General features: G+C 49.9%; 19 protein-coding genes. 18 read left to right on the forward strand and 1 reads right to left on the reverse strand.

The features are described 5' to 3' along the window. The first annotated feature begins 5 nt into the window (after window positions 1-5). From fliH to glnB, 14 genes are all read left to right on the forward strand, one after another. On the forward strand, window positions 6-767 hold the full coding sequence (gene fliH / locus A10D4_RS11935; protein ID WP_008489802.1) for a flagellar assembly protein FliH: 762 nt from the start codon (window positions 6-8) through the stop codon (window positions 765-767). Between the two features lie 2 nt (window positions 768-769). Further along, complete coding sequence (fliI, locus tag A10D4_RS11940) at window positions 770-2,095, forward strand: flagellar protein export ATPase FliI (protein ID WP_008489803.1); 1,326 nt, start codon at window positions 770-772, stop codon at window positions 2,093-2,095. Between the two features lie 18 nt (window positions 2,096-2,113). After that, window positions 2,114-2,563, forward strand: coding sequence for a flagellar export protein FliJ (fliJ, locus tag A10D4_RS11945; protein ID WP_008489804.1), 450 nt, complete (start codon window positions 2,114-2,116; stop codon window positions 2,561-2,563). 156 nt (window positions 2,564-2,719) lie between these two features. Continuing rightward, entirely contained in the window at window positions 2,720-4,639 is a 1,920-nt protein-coding gene (locus A10D4_RS11950) for a flagellar hook-length control protein FliK (RefSeq protein ID WP_008489805.1), read from the forward strand. Between the two features lie 112 nt (window positions 4,640-4,751). Further along, the gene (gene fliL / locus A10D4_RS11955; RefSeq protein WP_008489806.1) at window positions 4,752-5,285 is read left to right on the forward strand and encodes a flagellar basal body-associated protein FliL; all 534 of its coding nucleotides are present in this window, start codon (window positions 4,752-4,754) and stop codon (window positions 5,283-5,285) included. 15 nt (window positions 5,286-5,300) lie between these two features. After that, the gene (gene fliM, locus A10D4_RS11960) at window positions 5,301-6,365 is read left to right on the forward strand and encodes a flagellar motor switch protein FliM (RefSeq protein WP_008489808.1); all 1,065 of its coding nucleotides are present in this window, start codon (window positions 5,301-5,303) and stop codon (window positions 6,363-6,365) included. 32 nt (window positions 6,366-6,397) lie between these two features. Further along, on the forward strand, window positions 6,398-6,820 hold the full coding sequence (fliN, locus tag A10D4_RS11965) for a flagellar motor switch protein FliN (RefSeq protein ID WP_008489809.1): 423 nt from the start codon (window positions 6,398-6,400) through the stop codon (window positions 6,818-6,820). A gap of 70 nt (window positions 6,821-6,890) precedes the next feature. After that, window positions 6,891-7,199: a flagellar biosynthetic protein FliO gene (gene fliO / locus A10D4_RS11970; protein ID WP_237738550.1), complete on the forward strand. Its 309-nt coding sequence runs from the start codon at window positions 6,891-6,893 to the stop codon at window positions 7,197-7,199. After that, window positions 7,199-7,945: a flagellar type III secretion system pore protein FliP gene (gene fliP, locus A10D4_RS11975; RefSeq protein WP_008489811.1), complete on the forward strand. Its 747-nt coding sequence runs from the start codon at window positions 7,199-7,201 to the stop codon at window positions 7,943-7,945. Before fliO ends, fliP begins: the two co-directional genes overlap by 1 nt. Window positions 7,946-7,957: 12 nt before the next feature. Continuing rightward, a complete protein-coding gene (fliQ, locus tag A10D4_RS11980) occupies window positions 7,958-8,227 on the forward strand; it encodes a flagellar biosynthesis protein FliQ (RefSeq protein ID WP_008489813.1) in 270 nt (89 codons plus the stop codon). Beyond that, complete coding sequence (fliR, locus tag A10D4_RS11985) at window positions 8,227-9,009, forward strand: flagellar biosynthetic protein FliR (RefSeq protein ID WP_008489814.1); 783 nt, start codon at window positions 8,227-8,229, stop codon at window positions 9,007-9,009. Before fliQ ends, fliR begins: the two co-directional genes overlap by 1 nt. A 45-nt stretch (window positions 9,010-9,054) precedes the next feature. Beyond that, on the forward strand, window positions 9,055-10,182 hold the full coding sequence (gene flhB, locus A10D4_RS11990; protein ID WP_008489815.1) for a flagellar biosynthesis protein FlhB: 1,128 nt from the start codon (window positions 9,055-9,057) through the stop codon (window positions 10,180-10,182). A 90-nt stretch (window positions 10,183-10,272) separates the two neighbouring features. Continuing rightward, entirely contained in the window at window positions 10,273-11,913 is a 1,641-nt protein-coding gene (locus A10D4_RS11995) for an NAD+ synthase (protein WP_008489816.1), read from the forward strand. Window positions 11,914-11,949: 36 nt separating this feature from the next. Then, complete coding sequence (gene glnB, locus A10D4_RS12000) at window positions 11,950-12,288, forward strand: nitrogen regulatory protein P-II (RefSeq protein ID WP_008489817.1); 339 nt, start codon at window positions 11,950-11,952, stop codon at window positions 12,286-12,288. Between the two features lie 69 nt (window positions 12,289-12,357). Here the strand turns inward: glnB and A10D4_RS12005 are convergent, their stop codons facing one another. Continuing rightward, complete coding sequence (locus tag A10D4_RS12005) at window positions 12,358-13,113, reverse strand: outer membrane protein assembly factor BamD (RefSeq protein ID WP_008489818.1); 756 nt, start codon at window positions 13,111-13,113, stop codon at window positions 12,358-12,360. Between the two features lie 117 nt (window positions 13,114-13,230). On the opposite strand from A10D4_RS12005, the gene rluD reads away from it, so the two are divergent. The 4 genes from rluD (at window position 13,231) to pssA (ending at window position 18,754) form a co-directional block, all read left to right on the forward strand. Continuing rightward, window positions 13,231-14,196, forward strand: a complete 966-nt coding sequence (rluD, locus tag A10D4_RS12010; RefSeq protein ID WP_008489820.1) for a 23S rRNA pseudouridine(1911/1915/1917) synthase RluD — start codon at window positions 13,231-13,233, stop codon at window positions 14,194-14,196. After that, on the forward strand, window positions 14,168-14,899 hold the full coding sequence (pgeF, locus tag A10D4_RS12015; protein ID WP_008489821.1) for a peptidoglycan editing factor PgeF: 732 nt from the start codon (window positions 14,168-14,170) through the stop codon (window positions 14,897-14,899). The genes rluD and pgeF overlap by 29 nt, the downstream gene beginning before the upstream one ends. Before the next feature lie 124 nt (window positions 14,900-15,023). Beyond that, complete coding sequence (gene clpB, locus A10D4_RS12020; RefSeq protein ID WP_008489822.1) at window positions 15,024-17,597, forward strand: ATP-dependent chaperone ClpB; 2,574 nt, start codon at window positions 15,024-15,026, stop codon at window positions 17,595-17,597. Between the two features lie 212 nt (window positions 17,598-17,809). Continuing rightward, the gene (gene pssA / locus A10D4_RS12025; RefSeq protein ID WP_008489823.1) at window positions 17,810-18,754 is read left to right on the forward strand and encodes a CDP-diacylglycerol--serine O-phosphatidyltransferase; all 945 of its coding nucleotides are present in this window, start codon (window positions 17,810-17,812) and stop codon (window positions 18,752-18,754) included. Window positions 18,755-18,933: the final 179 nt, after the last annotated feature.

An 18,933-nucleotide genomic window follows, 5' to 3' on the forward strand; every position in this document is an offset into this window, starting at 1 on the left:
CTAGCATGGGTTCCGATCAAGACATGTCGACAGCTAAATGGTCTTATCCCGACATTACCCCGGATGATAAACGGGGTAGTGAAACCAACGCCTTGAATAAACCGAAACGTTGGCAATATGAACCCCCTGAAGCCGATTTACCGCAGGCCACCGATGAACCCCAGCCGTTAACCGCCGAGCAACTGGAAGCGATCCGCCAGGCGGCGCGTGATGAGGGTTATCAAGAGGGCCTACAACAGGGTCGTGAAGCCGGCCATAGCGAAGGTTATGAGGCTGGTTTTGCTGAGGCTAAGCAAGCCGGTCATGAGCAAGGCTATGCCGCTGGTGAAGCGGCTGCTGCGCAAGCAATAACAGAACAGCACGCACGTTGGCAGGCGTTAATTGACGCGGTGACAGCGCCGCTAGAGCAAATTGATCAAAGCGTCGAACAAGCATTGATTGAGTTGGTACAAGCGTTAACCGAAGCTATCTGCTTACATCAGGTCAATGTCAGTCAAGATACCATTTTAAACGCCCTGCGGCAGGGCATCGAAGCGTTACCGGTGACTGACCAAAAAGTCGTTATTCACCTACATCCCGACGATGTCGAGCGTATCAAGCAGGTGTGGAATGACGATGAGTTGCAACAGCGTGGCTGGTTACTTGCTAAAGACCAGCAAATCGAGTTGGGTGGCTGTGAAATTACCACCGAACGTTCGCGCGTCGACTACACATTAAGTAGTCGTATGCAAACCGTGTTCGCGCAATTGACCGGTGAGGATGGTTAAATATGTCGCTGGCCGAGCGCTTAAAAGCTTATCAAAAGCGTATTCAGACACCGCGCGTGGCGGTTTCAGGTTATTTAACACGTGTGGTTGGCTTAACCTTTGAAGCGGTGGGCTGCCGAGCGCCAATTGGTAGTCTCTGTGGCGTGGAATCGGCACAGGGCGAGATCCGCGCTGAGGTGGTTGGCTTTGCCGGTGATATCACCTATCTCATGCCGATCAGCGATGCTCATGGAGTTTTACCCGGCGCGCAAGTTAGGCCGTTACAAAGACAACAAGGATTACCGCTAAGCATGGGATTGTTGGGTCGAGTGATTGACGCCAATGGTCAGGCGCTCGACGGCAAAGGGCGTATTCATAGCGAACAAACCGGCACCGCTAAACGTGAGAAAATCAATCCGCTGGCGCGCCGTGTTATTTCACAACCCTTAGATGTCGGCGTTCGAGCCATTAACGGCTTATTGACGGTTGGTCAAGGTCAGCGCATGGGCTTATTTGCCGGTAGTGGGGTGGGTAAAAGTGTCCTATTGGGCATGATGACCCGGGGCACGACCGCCGATGTTATCGTGGTGGGCTTGATTGGTGAACGTGGCCGTGAGGTGAAAGAATTCATTGAGGAAATTCTTGGTGAAGAGGGGCGGCAGCGCTCGGTAGTAGTGGCTTCGCCGGCAGACCAATCACCGTTAATGCGCTTACGCGGTTGCGAAGCGGCGGCAGAAATTGCCGAGTATTTTCGTGATTTAGGCATGAACGTACTGTTGTTGATGGACTCGTTAACCCGTTATGCGATGGCGCAACGGGAAATCGCCCTAGCCATTGGTGAACCTCCGGCGACTAAAGGCTATCCGCCTTCGGTGTTTGCCAAGTTACCGGCATTAGTTGAACGGGCTGGTAACGGTGGTGAAAATCAGGGCTCGATCACGGCTTTTTACACGGTGTTAACCGAGGGTGATGACCTACAAGATCCGATTGCTGACTCATCTCGTGCGATTTTAGATGGTCATATTGTGTTGTCCCGCGAGTTGGCTGATGCCGGCCACTACCCCGCCATTGATGTCGAGGCATCTATCAGCCGGGTGATGCCGCAAATTGTGTCGCAGCAACATATGCTGGACGCGGTACAGGTGCGGCAATGGTTTTCACAGTATCGCCGCAATCAGGATTTGATCGCCATCGGTGCTTATACCAAAGGTAACGATCCGCGTATCGACCAAGCCATCAATATGCGTCCAAAAATTGACAACTTCCTACAGCAGGGGATGCGTGAAGTGGTGCCTTACGACGAATGCTTGGGGCAGTTGCAGCAATTGACGGGTAGCCGTCAGTCTTAATTGAAGCGAAGGTAAGTCATGGCCGATATGCGAGCCCTACAAATGCTACTCGAGTTAGAGCAGCGGCGTGAAGATAAAGCAGCGGCTGAACTGGCTCAGGTACGCCAGACCTTGCAGCAACAGCAACAACGGTTACAAGGTATGGAGCAATACCGGCTGCAGTACTTACAACAGCTGCAACAGCGCGGCAATCAAGGCTTACACTCTCATCAGTTCGGTCAGTACCATGCCTTTGTCGGCAAGCTGGATGCCGGTGTCGAGCAGATTCATGCCAGTTTAAGCAAGCTACAGCAAGTGGTTGAGCAGCGTCAGCAACGTTGGTTTGCACAGCGGCGCAAACGCCAGTCGGTAGAACATTTACTAGAGCAGCAGCGTTTGCGTCAACAGCGTGAGGCGGAGCGCCGTGAACAGAAATTAATGGATGAGTTTAATAGCAACAAGTTTGCGCGCATTAAGCAAAGCGGTTGACACTAGATAAGGTGACCGTTGCAGAATAGTTGGAACAAAAATTGCTTAGTTTTCGTCAGGCGTTCGCAGCATGTCAGATAGTCACTATCTGTTGTCACTAGTTGTTGTCAGTATGCGCGAACAAAATGAATTGCAGGATAACGTCGAGAATTTGCTATGCCACAACCAGTGATGCCACAGCCTGCCCGTACTGCCAATAATTCGACGTCGTCGCCGCTAGGTCTGTCGTCTAATGAACGAACCAGTAGCGAACGGACGGAGCAATTTGCCAGTACGTTAGAGCAGCAAGCTCAGCAACATCAACAGCAAGTTTATGCTGAGCAGCGCCGTAACCAGCAATTACGTGCACAACAAGCTGATGCCGAACAGCGCCAAGCGCGCACCAGCGAACAGCAGGCAGCGGAGCGTCGCGCTGATGCGCATGCTAAGCCCGAACACGATAGCAATAAACCTTCCGATAGCTCGGCAAAGCCGGCCACCGAAACCAACAAGTCATCGTCTACCGATAATGCGCAGGAAGCTGAGTCAACGGCGACACAGCGCGATGACGCAAATGCTCAACAGGACACGATTAAAAATGCCGCTGAACAAGGCGACGAAGCCCTTGAGCAAGCAGCGACAGATAACGCTACAGATAGCGCAACAGAACAAAGCAGCGCCGCTACCGACGAGGCTGCACAGCAATGGTTGGCATTGTTGGAAGCCATGCGCGAACAGTTAAATCCTGAGGTAGAGCGTGATGGTGATGGCTTACTAGCGGTTGGTGATAAAGGCCTAGAGCAACGTCTTGAGCAGTTTTTGGCACAGCTTGATCCTGCCATACGCGATGCGGCGCGGCAGTTAATTGCCGCTAATCATGATAATCAGTCTTTGCAGCAATTAGCGGCTTTAAGTCAGCAGTTGCTGCAAATCGCCGAACAGCAACCTGAGGCCGATGTTGAGCAATGGTTGGCCAGCCTGAAACAGCAATTACAAAGCGCCGAGGGCGGTGAACTGACAGCGAGCCAGCAACGACAGCTGCAACAGCTCGGTGATTGGTTAACTCAGCAAACCGATGGTGTTATGGATAAGACGGCTAGGCTAGCCGATAACCACAGTGCTGCCGATAAGCCAGTGGCGTTGTTGCGTGCGCTGGTACAATTGCAACAAGCCTCGCAACAAACTTCGCAACAACCCATGCCACAAACTCCGGTGTCAGCATCGACCAGCGAGAATAACGATAAGGCGTTGATGGCATCACAGGCAGAATCTCATCGACAATCGAGCGCCAATAATGCGCGTTCAGAGCTGGTGGGTAACACCGACAAGAGCATTGCTATGAATGGTCAGCAAGACTCGCAACGGGATCTGAAAGCGAATACTGATGGCGCCGCCGCACGCAATCAGCAACAGAGCGAAGCAACACCGGATAATCGTCAGCAAGCGTCAGTAAGTGGGCGTGAGGCAATGTTGCAGCAAGTCATCGCGCAAACGGGGCAGTCGGATAAACAATCGGACAAAGCGTCGGTAGATAGCACTAGTAGCTCGCTCAATACCAGCGCTGCGCTAATGTCAGCAGCGCGCGAGAACAATAGTTTGGCGCAGCAACAACAGCAACGTGTAGCCGATGCCTCGACATCGTTTGCGCAAGCGTTAAGGCAATCGCAGCAGTCGCTTGATGGCAACGACCCGCAAGCGGCTTTACAGCTGCGCGAACGTGTATTGATGATGGTCAATCAAGGCGTACAGCGGGCCGATATTCGCTTGGACCCACCGGAGCTAGGTGGTTTGCACATTCGTTTGCATGTACAAAATGATCAGGCTAGTGTGCATTTTCAAGTACAGCATCAGCAGTCGCGGGAGATCGTTGAGCAGGCTTTGCCGCGCCTAAAAGAGATGTTGGAACAGCAGGGACTACAATTAGCCGATAGTAATGTCAGTGAGCAGCGTCAACAAGGCAACGATAGCGATGCTCAGCCGCAATCGACGGCAGCTGCTGCTCAGGGTGAGCTGAGTGCTACCGAGGGTGAACTGACGCAGGTCATGATTAATGACGGACAGCCATTGGGCGTCGGGCGGGTCGATTTTTATATTTAGCCGGTAACCGAGGGGTTGTTGCGCAAGCAAACAATCGGTGGCAGGAATTTGCCGCAAAACATGCGATACTGCACCCATAATAACGGTGAATAACCATTAACGGATAATAACGATGGCTGAAGAAGACGAAGAACTGGCACTAAAGAACGAGCAAGGCGGTAAAAAGAAATGGCTGCTGATCGGTGCCGGTGGGGTTGTCGTGGTGTTGCTCGTGGTGGTGCTGTTATGGCTATTTAGTGGTGATGACAGCAGCACTACAATTGCTGAAAACAGTGCCAGCAGCGACCCAACCGCCGCCGCGGCTAGCGGTCCAGCGGCAGAGCTGGGCACCGCTTTGTATGTCGGTATGCCACGACCGTTCGTATTTAATGTGCCGGGCGATAAACGAGATCGCTTAGTACAGATTAATGTGCAACTAATGGTGCGCGGTGTCGATAACGAAGAATCAGCTAAGAAGCATATTCCGTTGATTGAGGGTACGTTACTGCAAGTGTTCTCATCAACCACAGCAGAAGCCCTGCAAACCGCTGAAGGTAAAGATAAACTGCGCGAACTCGCGTTGGCGCAAGTACAAGATGTCATGCAAGAGATAGCCGGTAATAAAGTGGTAGAAAAAGTGCTATTTACCGGCTTTGTACTGCAATAACAAAAGGCCAGAACTGTGAGCGATTTATTATCACAAGACGAAATTGATGCGCTGTTACACGGTGTTGACGACGTCGATGAAGAAGATGTTGATTCCTCGGAATTAGCGTCGGATGCGCTTGATTACGATTTCTCGTCGCAGGATCGAATCGTTCGTGGCCGTATGCCGACGCTGGAAATCGTTAACGAACGCTTTGCCCGGCACATGCGAGTAAGCCTATTCAATATGATGCGGCGCACCGCTGAAGTGTCGATTAATGGCGTGCAGATGATCAAGTTTGGCGAATATGTACATACCTTGTTCGTGCCTACGAGTTTGAACATGGTGCGTTTTCGTCCTTTAAAAGGTACTGCGCTAATCACCATGGAGGCTCGTTTAGTCTTTATTTTGGTGGATAACTTTTTTGGTGGTGATGGTCGTTACCATGCAAAAATTGAAGGCAGGGAATTTACCCCGACCGAGCGCCGTATTATTCAAATGCTGTTAAAACTGGTGTTTGAGGACTATAAAGAGGCCTGGGCACCGGTCATGGACGTTGGTTTTGAGTATTTAGACTCTGAAGTGAACCCAGCGATGGCCAATATCGTCAGTCCCACCGAAGTGATCGTGATCAGCTCCTTTCACATTGAATTGGATGGTGGCGGTGGCGACTTCCACATTGCCTTACCCTATTCAATGCTGGAGCCCATCCGTGAGCTGCTTGATGCCGGCGTACAATCTGATAAAGAAGATACCGACATGCGTTGGAGTAAGGCGCTACGCGACGAAATCATGGATGTGCCGGTAGAGATGATGGCTAAGTTGGCGGATTGCGAGCTGTCGTTACGCGAAGTGATGGACTTACAGGAAGGCGATATTATTCCGATCGAAATGCCCGATGATTTAACGGTGTTCATCGAAGACTTACCAACTTTCCATGCCAAATTGGGACGTTCACGAGAAAACTTGGCGCTTAAGGTCACCGATAAGATCAAGCGCCCTGAAACGGTGAAATCGGATATTCATATGTTAACCCGTGGTGGCCGCCGCATCGGTGGTGATGCTGAGCTACAAAAGCTCGAAGAAGATATTGATTTATAGCCAGTGACTGGCCAGCGTTTAATGAGGCAATTATGAGCGGTGATGATAAAGAAATGGATGAGTGGGAAGCGGCAATGGCCGAGCAGGCTGCTGCAGAAGCGGGCGAAGGCGATGATGATGCCGACGGTGCAGCGGTACGTACCGCCGAACTGGAAGAGCTGAGTCATGACGAGCAAAGCTTAAATGGCGAAGAAAAGCGTAAGTTGGATGCTATTTTAGACATTCCGGTGACGATTTCGATGGAAGTTGGTCGCAGTCAAATCAGTATTCGTAACCTGTTGCAGTTAAACCAAGGCTCAGTGGTAGAATTAGAGCGTGTTGCTGGCGAGCCGCTGGATGTGCTGGTCAACGGCACCTTGATCGCCCACGGTGAAGTGGTCGTCGTTAACGACAAATTTGGGATACGGCTAACCGATGTTATCAGTCAGATCGAACGTATTCGTAAGCTGCGCTAGCTTATTATTGGGCAGCCCCGCTTATGCACAAGCGCAAACGGGGCCCATTAACGGGAAAGATATTGGCGCTATGTTGCTATCGTTGTTGGTAGTACTAGCGCTGATTTTTGTGTTGGCGGCGGCACTACGGAAATTGAATACTCGCATGCAACGCGGTGGTGGCATGCAGGTGTTGAGTAGCCTTTCGCTGGGACAAAAAGAACGGCTGTTAGTGGTGCAGGTGGGCGACGATAAATTGTTGTTGGGGGTTACCCCTCATGCGGTACAGCTGCTAAAGACCCTGCCCGAAGATTTTGCTATAAAAGCAGTCAGTACTGAGCAGCAGTCGCTGCCCTTTACCGAACAACTCAAACAACAATTAAAAAAGAAACGTTCCTAATGATGCGCTTGTTGCCCCTTGCTATTGCTTTATTGTGCTGGTGTTTGCCTGACGTAGCCTTCGCGCAAGAAGATTTAACCGCGATTACCGTGACCACTAACCCTGATGGTAGTCAGGAATATTCGGTAACCTTGCAAATTCTTGCCATTATGACCGCGCTGACGTTTATTCCAGCGATGGTCATTATGATGACCTCTTTTACCCGTATCATTATTGTTTTGGCGATTTTAAGACAGGCGTTGGGCTTACAGCAGTCGCCCTCAAGTCAGGTGCTAATCGGTATTTCGTTATTCCTGACGCTGTTCATCATGACACCGGTATTAAACGATATTAATGACCAAGCATTGCAGCCATATTTAGCTGAGGACATCACCTCATTAGAGGCGGTAGAACGTGCCAAAGCCCCGCTGAAAGCCTTTATGCTGGCGCAAACGCGCGTCACTGATTTAGAAACGTTCATCGATATTTCTGGCACCGAGGGCGTCGATTCGCCCGAGGATGTGCCGATGACAGTGTTAATTCCGTCGTTTATTACCAGCGAGTTAAAAACCGCCTTTCAAATCGGTTTTATGCTGTTCTTACCGTTTTTGATCATCGACTTGGTTGTCGCCAGTGTGTTGATGGCGATGGGGATGATGATGTTGTCACCGATGTTGGTATCGTTACCCTTTAAATTGATGTTGTTTGTACTCGTGGACGGTTGGAATTTGACCATGAGCACGCTCGCCGGTAGTTTTGGCGTGTGACGGAGGTGAAACATGGGTCCCGAAGTTTTTGTTGATATTTTCCGTTCGGCGCTAGGTGTTATTGTTATTCTGGTCAGTGCCATTATTGTACCGAGTTTGTTGGTCGGTTTGGTGGTCGCGGTGTTTCAGGCTGCGACTTCGATTAACGAGCAAACGCTGAGCTTTTTACCACGCTTATTGGTCACGCTGGCGGCTATCGGTATTGGCGGTCATTGGATTGTGCAAGTACTGATGGATTATACCATCGGCATTTTTAACCAGATCCCGCAAGTGGTCAGTTAATGGACATCGCCACCAGTACCATCCTTGACTGGCTGGCGCAGCATTTGTATCCGTTGACGCGGGTCTCGGCGATGCTGATGAGCATGGCTTTATTCAGTGGTACCCTCATTAATCAACGTATTAAAGCGCCGTTGGCAATCGCTATTACGCTGGCAGTATCGCCGGCTTTACCCGCCGTTAATGTGCAAGTCGAGATGGTGTCGGTGGCAGGCATGCTGATTATTGCACAGCAAATTGTCATCGGTGTGGCGTTAGGCCTGCTATCTAACTTGTTTTTACAGACCTTTATTCTGGGTGGACAGATGGTGGCCATGCAGATCGGTTTGGGCTTTGCTTCAATGGTCGACCCCAGTAATGGCCAACAGGTACCGGTAGTTGCGCAATTCTTTTTAATGTTGGCTAGTTTGCTGTTTTTAGCGGTCGATGGACACCTACTGATGATCCGCATGGTGGTCGAAAGCTTTAATGCGATTCCGGTGGGCATGACCGGGTTAAGCGATATTGCCATTCAAGAAGTGTTTAATTGGGGCGGCACGATGTTCTCCGCGGCGTTAGCGACGGTATTGTCGGGCGTCATCGCGCTATTATTAGTTAACTTGAGTTTTGGTGTGATGACACGCGCAGCGCCACAGCTAAATATCTTCTCTATCGGCTTTCCCATTACGATGGTCGGTGGTCTCATCGTATTATGGTTGACCATCGGCGGCTTTATGTTCCATTTTGAAGCTCAATGGCAGCGCGCAGTGACAAGTATGTGCGTGGTTATTAATCAGCAGTGTTAGGTAAGTACATAGGTAAGTACATAGGTAAGTACATAGGTAAGTACAATGGCTGAGACCGATCAGGAACGTACAGAAGACCCCACGGAACGACGAAAACGACAGGCCCGTGAAAAAGGTCAGATAGCGCGCTCAAAAGAGCTCGGTACCGCGTTTGTTTTAGTCAGTATGGCGGTAGCGTTAATGTGGTTTGGTAGTTCGTTAGCTATCGGCTTAGCGCACGTCATGCGTGACTTGTTTACCCTCGATCGGCAGCAAATCTTCGATACCAGCAAAATGATGGCAGCCTTGGCAATGCCGTTAAAAGAACTATTCTGGCCATTATTGGGAATTTTCTCGGTGGTGGTAGTCGCCACATTTTGGGGTAACACTTGGCTTGGCGGTTTTAATTTTAGCTGGCAAGCGATGGCACCGAAGCTCAATAAAATTAGCCCTTTAAAAGGCTTTAAGCGCATGTTCGGGGTACAAGCGCTGATTGAATTGGTGAAAGGCATTGCCAAATTTGCGGTGGTAGCCGGCGCTGCAGTATTGCTGTTGTGGTGGCAATATGAGCATATTTTGACCATTGCTGCCTCGCAAATGCCGACCATGATGAAAGAGGCGGTAGAAGTCTTATTGTGGATGTTTTTACTGCTGTGTTGCTCGATGTTTTTTATCGTCGTTATTGATGTGCCGTTTCAGTTGTGGAAGCACAACAAAGACTTAAGAATGACCAAACAAGAGGTCAAAGACGAGCATAAAGACTCTGAGGGTAGCCCTGAGGTGAAAGGTCGTATTCGTCGCTTGCAAATGGAAATGGCGAACCGGCGTATGATGCAAGAGGTACCGAAAGCCGATGTGGTGGTCACTAACCCGACGCACTATGCGGTTGCCTTAAAATATGACAGCAATGGTCGTGGTGCGCCGCAGGTATTAGCCAAGGGTACCGATGAAACCGCCGCTAAAATTCGAGAAATTGCACTCGAGTACGAAATTCCTTTGGTCGCTTCACCCGGCTTAGCACGTTCGATCTACCACACTACCGAACTTAACCAAGAAATTCCGCAAGGACTATTCGTCGCGGTGGCACAGATTTTAGCTTATGTGTATCAGCTGCGTGAGTACCACCGTGGGCGAGGGAAGCGTCCACAACAACCGGGCGCTGATCGGCATATTCCGAACGATTTACAACATTAAGCAGCGCGCTATAGTTCGCTATTTGCGCCGATTCGCGTGCTGCTATATTATGCCGTGCCACTGACCCAGGCTTTTTATTGTAAGGGCGTTATGACAACAGCATTAACGGTTTGTCTTGCACAACTAGACTTTACAGTCGGTGCGATTCACGAAAATACAGCAAAAATTTTAGCGACTATTCGCCGTCACGGTAACGATAACGATATTATCGTATTTCCCGAGTTGGCGATTACCGGTTATCCGCCCGAGGATCTGCTGTTACGGGATGATCTATACGCCGCCGTTGATAATGCGGTAGAGCAAATTAGTGCGGCAGCTTCCGATGCGGTGGTTATTGTCGGTCACCCGCAACGTGTCGGCGAGGAAACCTTCAATAGTTTGTCTGTTTTGCATCGTGGCGAATGTTTACAGCGCTACCACAAGCAGCGTTTACCGAACTACGACACTTTTGATGAGCAGCGCTATTTTATTCCGGGTCAGCAAAACGCGGTGTTTGAATGGCAAGGTCAACGCATCGGTCTGTTGATCTGTGAAGACTTATGGCATCCATTACCGCTGCAACGTTTACTGGAAGACGATATCGACTGGGTGTTATCGATTAATGCGTCACCTTATCAGCTGGATAAGCATGAACAACGGTTATCGGTACTACAACAACGTAGTAGCGAATGTGGTAAGCCGATCGTTTATTTAAATAACTGTGGTGGCCAGGACGAGTTAGTGTTTGACGGTCATTCGCTCGTGCTTGCCAGTGATGGTTCGGTAGCTGCCGAGTTACCGCATTGTCAGACGTTGTGCGCGAGTATTGAGATCAACGCTGCTAGTGTCCAACTTGTCGGCGAGTGGCCAACAGCGGCTAGCACATTGAGCAGTCAGGCGTTGGTTTATCAAGCGCTGGTTTTGGCCGTGCGTGATTATGTACAAAAGAACGGTTTTAACGGCGTGGTATTGGGGCTATCGGGCGGCATTGACTCGGCCTTAACGCTGGCGTTGGCGGTCGATGCGCTGGGTGCGGATAAGGTGCGCGCGGTGATGATGCCGTTCAAATATACCTCAAGCATGAGCTTAGAAGATGCTGAACAACAGGCTCGCCAGCTAGCGGTCGATTATCAGGTAGTATCTATCGAGCCGATGTTTAATGCATTTATGCAGCAATTGCAGACGCTATTTGGCGATGCCGAGGTTGATACGACCGAAGAAAATTTGCAGTCGCGTTGCCGTGGCGTGCTGTTGATGGCGTTGTCGAATAAACATCGGGCGCTGGTATTGACCACCGGTAATAAAAGCGAGATGGCGGTTGGCTATGCCACCTTGTACGGCGATATGTGTGGTGGCTTTGCACCGTTAAAAGATGTGCCTAAATTATTGGTGTTTGAGTTGGCGAAGTATCGCAACAGCTTATCGCCTTGCATTCCTGAACGCGTTATTTCGCGTCCGCCATCGGCAGAACTTGCGCCGGATCAGGTTGATGAAGATTCGCTACCCCCGTACAGTGATCTTGATCGTATCCTTGCTCTGTATGTGGAACAGGACTGGTCGGTTACTGATATCATCGCTGCTGGTTTTAACGACCAAGACGTTCGTCGCATTGTGCGTTTGGTTGATTTGAACGAATATAAACGTAAGCAGTCGGCGGTAGGACCAAAAATTACAACTCGGAACTTTGGTCGTGACCGTCGTTATCCGATAACTAGCCATTATCGTTATGAGCTGCAGCGTCAGGACGCGTGATTTGGACCGAGTGTAGGCACAGCAAGGAGTATAGCCGTGAAAAAAGTTGAAGCAATCATTAAACCATTCAAATTAGATGACGTTCGCGAGGCGTTATCCGAGGTGGGTATTAACGGTATGACCGTGTCTGAAGTGAAAGGCTTTGGTCGGCAAAAGGGGCATACCGAACTTTATCGCGGTGCTGAATATATGGTCGATTTTTTACCAAAAGTTAAGGTCGAAGTCGTTGTTGCTGATGATGAAGTTGAACGTTGTATCGAGGCCATTATGGATACTGCGCAAACGGGTAAAATCGGTGACGGTAAAATTTTTGTCAGCGCGGTTGAGCGCGTGATACGTATTCGTACTGGAGAAGAAAACGAAGATGCGGTGTAGCTAATTGACCGTTACGAATAAAAAAAGAGCGCCTTTTCGGCGCTCTTTTTGGTTCTCAACTCGCTTAACTTAGTCAGCCGAAGCCATCGGGTTCTCGGGATAATTAAGCTGTAATACTTTACGCGCGTCATCACGCATCTTTGGCAAATCAAGCTGATCATAGCTTTCTACCATGATGGCTAATGCCTCCTCCACCTCGGGAGTGTTTGGATAGTATTCCAATATATATTTACCGCGGTTAGCGGCGGCCAAATAGGCGGCGCGGTCCATATAGTATCTGGCGGCGGCTAGTTCATATTTAGCCAAGCGACTTTTTAGTGCGACTAAACGCTGTTTGGCGTCGGGCACATATTTGCTGTCAGGGTATTGGCGAATTAAATCAGCAAAGTCTTTAAACGCATCGCGGGCGCGCGACGGGTCGCGGTCGTAACGCTCAACGCCGACCAACTCTTGAATGGTGTTATGTTCGGCACGTTGATTGACCAAGCCACGCATATAAATGGCGTAATCAATATCCTGATGGTTGGGGTTTAGCCGAATAAAACGGTCGATAGTGGCTAACGCCTTATCGGTATCGTCTAATTTGTAGTTTAAATAGATCAAGTCTAACTGTACTTGGTTGGCATAAGCGCCAAATGGATAACGGCTAGACAAATTGTTAAGCGCATCGCGGGCCATCGATAGATTACCCTGCGCCATCAGTTCGCGGGCGCGTTCGTAGGCCACTTCGGGGCCACTGGCTTGAGCTTGCGGTTCGTCCGGTGTGCCAGAGCAAGCGCTTAACATGACGCTGGCAGCCAGCGCTAAAATAATACGGTTTTTCATAGGTGCTGCTAAGTCCCTTATGATTTAAGGCTTTGGCGTTGCGCGCCAAACAGGTACACTACAGTGATTCGGCATTCTAACGCAGCCATTCAGGCTTGCACAGTCCAATATCACATTATGAGCGAAGCAATTTCTTTAGAAGCAGTAGTTCCCGACAGCATATCGGGCAAACGATTAGACCAAGCGTTAGCGGAGTTGTTCCCAGACTATTCGCGTTCTCGGCTGAAGGCTTGGATCCTCGACGGCAGTGTTTGTATCGATAATCAGGTGATTGATAAACCTCGAGAGAAAGTGTCGGTCGGGATGTTGGTCTCGGTCGATGCCGAGATTGAGAGCGAGGAGCGCTTTGTCGCGCAGGCAATTCCGCTCAATATCGTTTATGAGGACGACGATATTTTGGTGATCAATAAGCCTGCTGGTTTGGTTGTTCATCCCGGAGCGGGACAGCCCGATGGCACGTTATTAAATGCACTATTAGCGCATCATCCTGCGATAGACCAAGTGCCACGAGCGGGTATCGTACATCGTCTAGATAAAGACACCACAGGCTTGATGGTGGTGGCGAAAACGCTACCGGCGCAAACTCATCTGGTCAGTGCGATGCAGGCGCGGGAAATTACCCGCGAATATGAAGCCGTATGCAATGGCGTGATGACGGCCGGCGGTTTGGTCGACGAACCGATAGGCCGACACAGTACCAAGCGCACGCAAATGGCGGTAAATCCGATGGGCAAGCCTGCCGTTACGCATTACCGGGTGGCAGAGCGTTTTCGTGCCCATAGCCACCTGCGGTTACGCTTAGAAACCGGCCGCACTCACCAAATTCGCGTGCACATGGCGCATATTCGGCATCCGTTAATTGGGGACGCGCTGTATGGTGGTCGGCCGCGTCCGCCGAAACAAGCTAGCGAGGCCTTTTTAACCGCATTACGTGGTTTTAAACGGCAGGCATTGCATGCTGCACAATTGTCGCTGCATCATCCGCTTAGCGGTGAGTGGTTATCATGGCAGGCGCCAACGCCTGACGACATGGTGGCACTGTTGGAGGTATTGCGTGAAGACCGCCGCCAACACGCTGATTAAGCGGGGGTTATACCAAGCTGATTGGCAACTGCCTGACGGTGTTAAGGCATTCTACTCAAGCGCGGCTTTTGGTAATCTCGCGGCGCATGTTGGCGACGACATTAGCTCGGTGATGCGTCGCCGTATTAGCCTTACGCAATTACTGGCGTTGCCGGCTGCTCCTAGCTGGCTGCAGCAAGTGCATGGTAGCGAGGTGGCGCAGTACGGTCGACTAGGTTTGGATAAGCGACAAGCGGATGCGGTATACAGTAATAGCGGTAAACCGTGCGGTATATTAACCGCTGATTGTTTGCCTATTTTGCTCTGCCACCAAGATGGTCAACAGCTAGCGGCTGTGCACGCTGGCTGGCGAGGCTTATATCAGGGTGTTGTCGAGCAAGCTGTGGCGCGTTTTAGCGGTGCAGCAAAACAGTTGTCAGCCTGGATTGGTCCCGCCATTTCGGCTCAGCATTTCGAAGTCGGTGACGATGTGTACCAAGCTTTCGTGCAACGAGATGAAACCGCGGCGACAGCCTTTCAAGCGTTACCACAAGCGGCAAAATGGCTATGTAATTTACCGCTGCTGGCGGAGCTACGCTTACGCGCGATTGGCGTATCGCTGATCAAGCAAAGTCAATTATGCAGCTATGCTGACTCTCGTTTTTACTCCTACCGACGCCAGCCAGACTGTGGGCGAATGCTGAGTTTGATATGGCGCGCTTAAGTATCATTTTGATCGGCGTCAATAATCCTCAATTAGCAGTGTAATTTCTCTCGTCTGACGCTTGAAGTTGGCGAAAAAGTACCCACATTGTTAAACATAGATGTTAACTCGTGGAGTATAGAGCATGAGACTCGATCGTTTAACTAGCAAATTTCAAATGGCGATTGCCGACGCCCAGTCGTTGGCGTTAGGCCGTGATCACCAGTTCATTGAGCCGGTGCATATGATGCAGGCCTTGCTCGATCAGCAAGGCGGTTCTACTCGTCCGTTATTGACCATGATTGGTGCTGATTTTTCGGCGCTACGTGGACAATTGGCTAAAGCGCTAGAGGCGCTACCCACGGTATCTGGTGCGGGTGGCGAAGTGCAGCTGTCACCACAAACCGCAACGCTACTTAACTTGTGTGATAAGTACGCGCAAAAGCGCCAGGACAAATTTATTTCGTCCGAGCTGTTTTTATTAGCGGCATGCGAAGACAAGGGCAAGTTGGGCGACATACTTAAACAAGTGGGTATTACTAAGAACGCACTGGAAAAAGCCATCGACGATATTCGTAAGGGCGAAAAGGTTGAAGATCAAAACGCCGAAGAACAACGGCAAGCTTTAGATAAATATACTATCGATCTGACCGAACGCGCTGAGCAAGGCAAGCTCGATCCGGTCATTGGCCGCGACGAAGAAATTCGCCGTACGATTCAGGTATTGCAACGCCGTACTAAGAACAACCCGGTATTGATTGGTGATCCCGGTGTCGGTAAAACCGCCATTGTGGAGGGGCTGGCACAACGTATCGTTAATGGCGAGGTGCCCGAGGGTTTAAAAAATAAGCGGGTATTATCGTTGGATTTAGGTGCGCTACTGGCCGGTGCCAAGTTCCGTGGTGAGTTTGAAGAGCGCTTAAAAGCGGTGTTAAACGAGTTGAGCAAAGAAGAAGGGCAAGTGATCCTCTTTATCGACGAGTTACACACCATGGTCGGTGCCGGTAAAGCCGACGGCGCGATGGATGCCGGTAATATGCTCAAACCAGCGCTGGCGCGTGGTGAGTTGCATTGCGTTGGGGCTACCACGTTAGACGAATATCGCCAGTACATCGAAAAAGATGCAGCGCTAGAACGTCGCTTTCAAAAAGTGCTCGTTGATGAGCCAACGGTAGCCGATACCATCGCCATTTTACGTGGTTTAAAAGAACGTTATGAATTACACCACGCGGTCGAAATCACCGATCCGGCGATTGTCGCGGCGGCGTCGCTGTCGCATCGTTATATCAGTGACCGTAAATTACCGGATAAAGCGATCGACCTAATTGACGAAGCGGGCTCTCGTATTCGCATGCAAATCGATTCTAAGCCGGAAGATTTAGACCGTTTAGAGCGACGTATTATTCAACTAAAGCTTGAGCAACAAGCGTTACAGAAAGAAAAAGACGATGCCAGTAAAAAGCGCTTAGACCTGTTGCAAGAAGAATTGGATGAACAGGAACGTAAGTTTAAAGAGCTGGAAGAAGTCTGGAATACCGAAAAGGCAGCGGTGCAGGGCACGCAAAATATCAAAGCGCAGTTGGAACAAGCTCGAACTGATATGGATATTGCGCGCCGCGCGGGTGACTTAAACCGTATGTCGGAGTTGCAGTATGGTCGTATTCCGGCGCTAGAGCGGCAGTTAGATCTGGCTTTGCAGGCTGAGATGCAAGACATGAGTCTACTGAAAAATCGTGTCACTGATGAAGAAGTGGCTGAGGTGCTATCGCGCTGGACTGGTATTCCCGTGAACAAGATGCTGGAAGGCGAGCGCGAGAAGTTATTGCAGATGGAACAGCAACTGCATAGCCGTGTGGTCGGACAGAATGAGGCAGTCGATGCCGTTGCTAACGCGATTCGGCGTTCACGTGCGGGGTTGAGCGACCCGAATAGACCGATTGGATCGTTTTTGTTTTTGGGGCCGACGGGTGTCGGTAAGACCGAGCTGTCGAAAGCGTTAGCGCAGTTTTTATTTGATACCGACAGCGCTATGGTACGTATCGATATGTCCGAGTTTATGGAAAAACATTCGGTGGCGCGCTTAGTTGGAGCGCCTCCGGGCTACGTCGGTTATGAAGAGGGTGGCTACTTGACCGAGGCCGTACGGCGCAAACCCTATTCCGTTATTTTATTGGACGAAGTCGAAAAAGCGCACCCCGACGTCTTCAATATCTTGCTGCAAGTGTTGGACGATGGTCGTTTAACCGATGGTCAAGGGCGTACCGTTGATTTTCGTAATACGGTGATCATTATGACCTCGAACTTGGGTTCTGATTTAATTCAAGAGAAGGCTAATGAGCATACTTATGAAGAAATGAAAGCGGCGGTTATGGATGTTTTGGTGCATCACTTCCGTCCCGAGTTTCTTAACCGGGTTGATGAAACCGTTGTTTTTCATCCGTTATCGAAAGCAAACATTAAACATATTGCCGAAATTCAGTTACAGAACTTGCTGCAACGTTTGCAAGAACGAGATTACCAGTTGCAGTTGGACGATGCCGCACTGGCGTTAATCGCCGATGCTGGGTTTGATCCGGTATACGGCGCGCGGCCATTAAAGCGAGCTATCCAGCAGCAACTGGAAAATCCGTTGGCGCAGCGCATACTAGCGGGTGAGTTAACACCGGATAAACCGATAAAGGTATCGGTTACCGATGAGCAGTTGGTGATTTCGCAGTAGCCTGACTATGATTAACTGGCAGTATTACGCGGGTAAAGTCATTTGCCCGCGTTTTTAATTGTATGGCGGGAGTATTTTCAAGCTGATAACGGTCTATGCTATGCTGATTATAGCCGTGCCTTGCAAAGCCGCGTGATGCAACGCCTGCGTGAGCAAAAAACGACCAGAAGCTAGGCATACTGTTTACACAACTCTTAAAGGAAGCACGACTAATGGCGAATGACACTGATAAAGGTGCCAACGCAAACGCTAAACGCCGCGGAATTTACCTGTTACCTAACCTGTTAACCACGGCCGGTTTATTTTCTGGTTTTTATGCCATTGTAGCGTCGATGAATGACCGCTATGCAGAAGCTGCGGTGGCAATATTTATCGCCATGATTTTTGATGGCTTGGACGGCCGTGTGGCACGTATCACCAATACTGAAAGTGATTTTGGTGCTGAGTACGATAGTATGGCGGACATTGTATCGTTCGGTATGGCGCCGGCCTTGGTGGTATATAATTGGGGCCTGAGCGGCTTAGGTAATTTGGGCTGGTTGGCATCTTTTATTTTTGTCGCCGGCGGAGCGTTACGATTAGCTCGCTTTAACACCAATTTGGGCGTTGCCGATAAACGCTTTTTCCAAGGCTTAGCGATCCCTAGTGCGGCCGCCATTGTTGGCGGTATGGTATGGGTCGGTAGTAAATACGGTGTTACCCCTGTTGCCGACGGCGAGGCCGGTTTTGTGAGCTACATGGCCGCGCTGATTACCATTTGTGCCGGTTTATTGATGGTTAGTAACTTCCGTTATCATTCGTTTAAAGATATTGATTGGCGTGGTAAAGTTTCTTTCTTAGTGATTTTAGCAATTGTGTTGGCGTTCGTTGTGGTGGCCACCGAACCATCGTTAGTATTGTTCTCGATTTTCTTCTTATATGCGTTGTCAGGTCCAATATTAACTATCAAGAGTGTTAATAAGTTAGAACTGAAGCACGTACTTGGCGATACCGATGACGACGATGCTGACTTTGCTCCAGCGCGAGCTGATCAACAGCAGGATAGCAGCAAGTCTGAGCATGAAACAACACAGCACCAGACTGCTGCGGAGAAATCGTCAGCTGAGAACACCAATAGTGATATCGCTAGTGATAAGCAGGAGTCTCGTAAAGAGTAACGTCAGCGAGTACATAGTTAGGTCAGGCGAGTACAACTGACCTGACGAGAGTTTTAAACGGTCAAAGGTGCGTGAATTAGCGTATTTTTGGCCGTTTTGTTTATTATCTGAGCGATTGATTCAATAATTTAAAAAAATCGTCATTTACCCCTTGCACCCACGCCAATGATCCTTATAAT

Origin of the sequence: Idiomarina xiamenensis 10-D-4 (genome assembly GCF_000299895.1) — a bacterium.
Classification (GTDB): Bacteria; Pseudomonadota; Gammaproteobacteria; order Enterobacterales; family Alteromonadaceae; genus Idiomarina; species Idiomarina xiamenensis.

Coding starts and splice junctions, on each gene's coding strand:
- fliH (WP_008489802.1), top strand. CDS start 6: ATGGGTTCCGATCAAGACATGTCGACAGCTAAATGGTCTTATCCCGAC.
- fliI (WP_008489803.1), top strand. CDS start 770: ATGTCGCTGGCCGAGCGCTTAAAAGCTTATCAAAAGCGTATTCAGACA.
- fliJ (WP_008489804.1), top strand. CDS start 2,114: ATGGCCGATATGCGAGCCCTACAAATGCTACTCGAGTTAGAGCAGCGG.
- A10D4_RS11950 (WP_008489805.1), top strand. CDS start 2,720: ATGCCACAACCAGTGATGCCACAGCCTGCCCGTACTGCCAATAATTCG.
- fliL (WP_008489806.1), top strand. CDS start 4,752: ATGGCTGAAGAAGACGAAGAACTGGCACTAAAGAACGAGCAAGGCGGT.
- fliN (WP_008489809.1), top strand. CDS start 6,398: ATGAGCGGTGATGATAAAGAAATGGATGAGTGGGAAGCGGCAATGGCC.
- fliO (WP_237738550.1), top strand. CDS start 6,891: ATGTTGCTATCGTTGTTGGTAGTACTAGCGCTGATTTTTGTGTTGGCG.
- fliP (WP_008489811.1), top strand. CDS start 7,199: ATGATGCGCTTGTTGCCCCTTGCTATTGCTTTATTGTGCTGGTGTTTG.
- fliQ (WP_008489813.1), top strand. CDS start 7,958: ATGGGTCCCGAAGTTTTTGTTGATATTTTCCGTTCGGCGCTAGGTGTT.
- fliR (WP_008489814.1), top strand. CDS start 8,227: ATGGACATCGCCACCAGTACCATCCTTGACTGGCTGGCGCAGCATTTG.
- flhB (WP_008489815.1), top strand. CDS start 9,055: ATGGCTGAGACCGATCAGGAACGTACAGAAGACCCCACGGAACGACGA.
- A10D4_RS11995 (WP_008489816.1), top strand. CDS start 10,273: ATGACAACAGCATTAACGGTTTGTCTTGCACAACTAGACTTTACAGTC.
- A10D4_RS12005 (WP_008489818.1), bottom strand. CDS start 13,113: ATGAAAAACCGTATTATTTTAGCGCTGGCTGCCAGCGTCATGTTAAGC.
- rluD (WP_008489820.1), top strand. CDS start 13,231: ATGAGCGAAGCAATTTCTTTAGAAGCAGTAGTTCCCGACAGCATATCG.
- clpB (WP_008489822.1), top strand. CDS start 15,024: ATGAGACTCGATCGTTTAACTAGCAAATTTCAAATGGCGATTGCCGAC.
- pssA (WP_008489823.1), top strand. CDS start 17,810: ATGGCGAATGACACTGATAAAGGTGCCAACGCAAACGCTAAACGCCGC.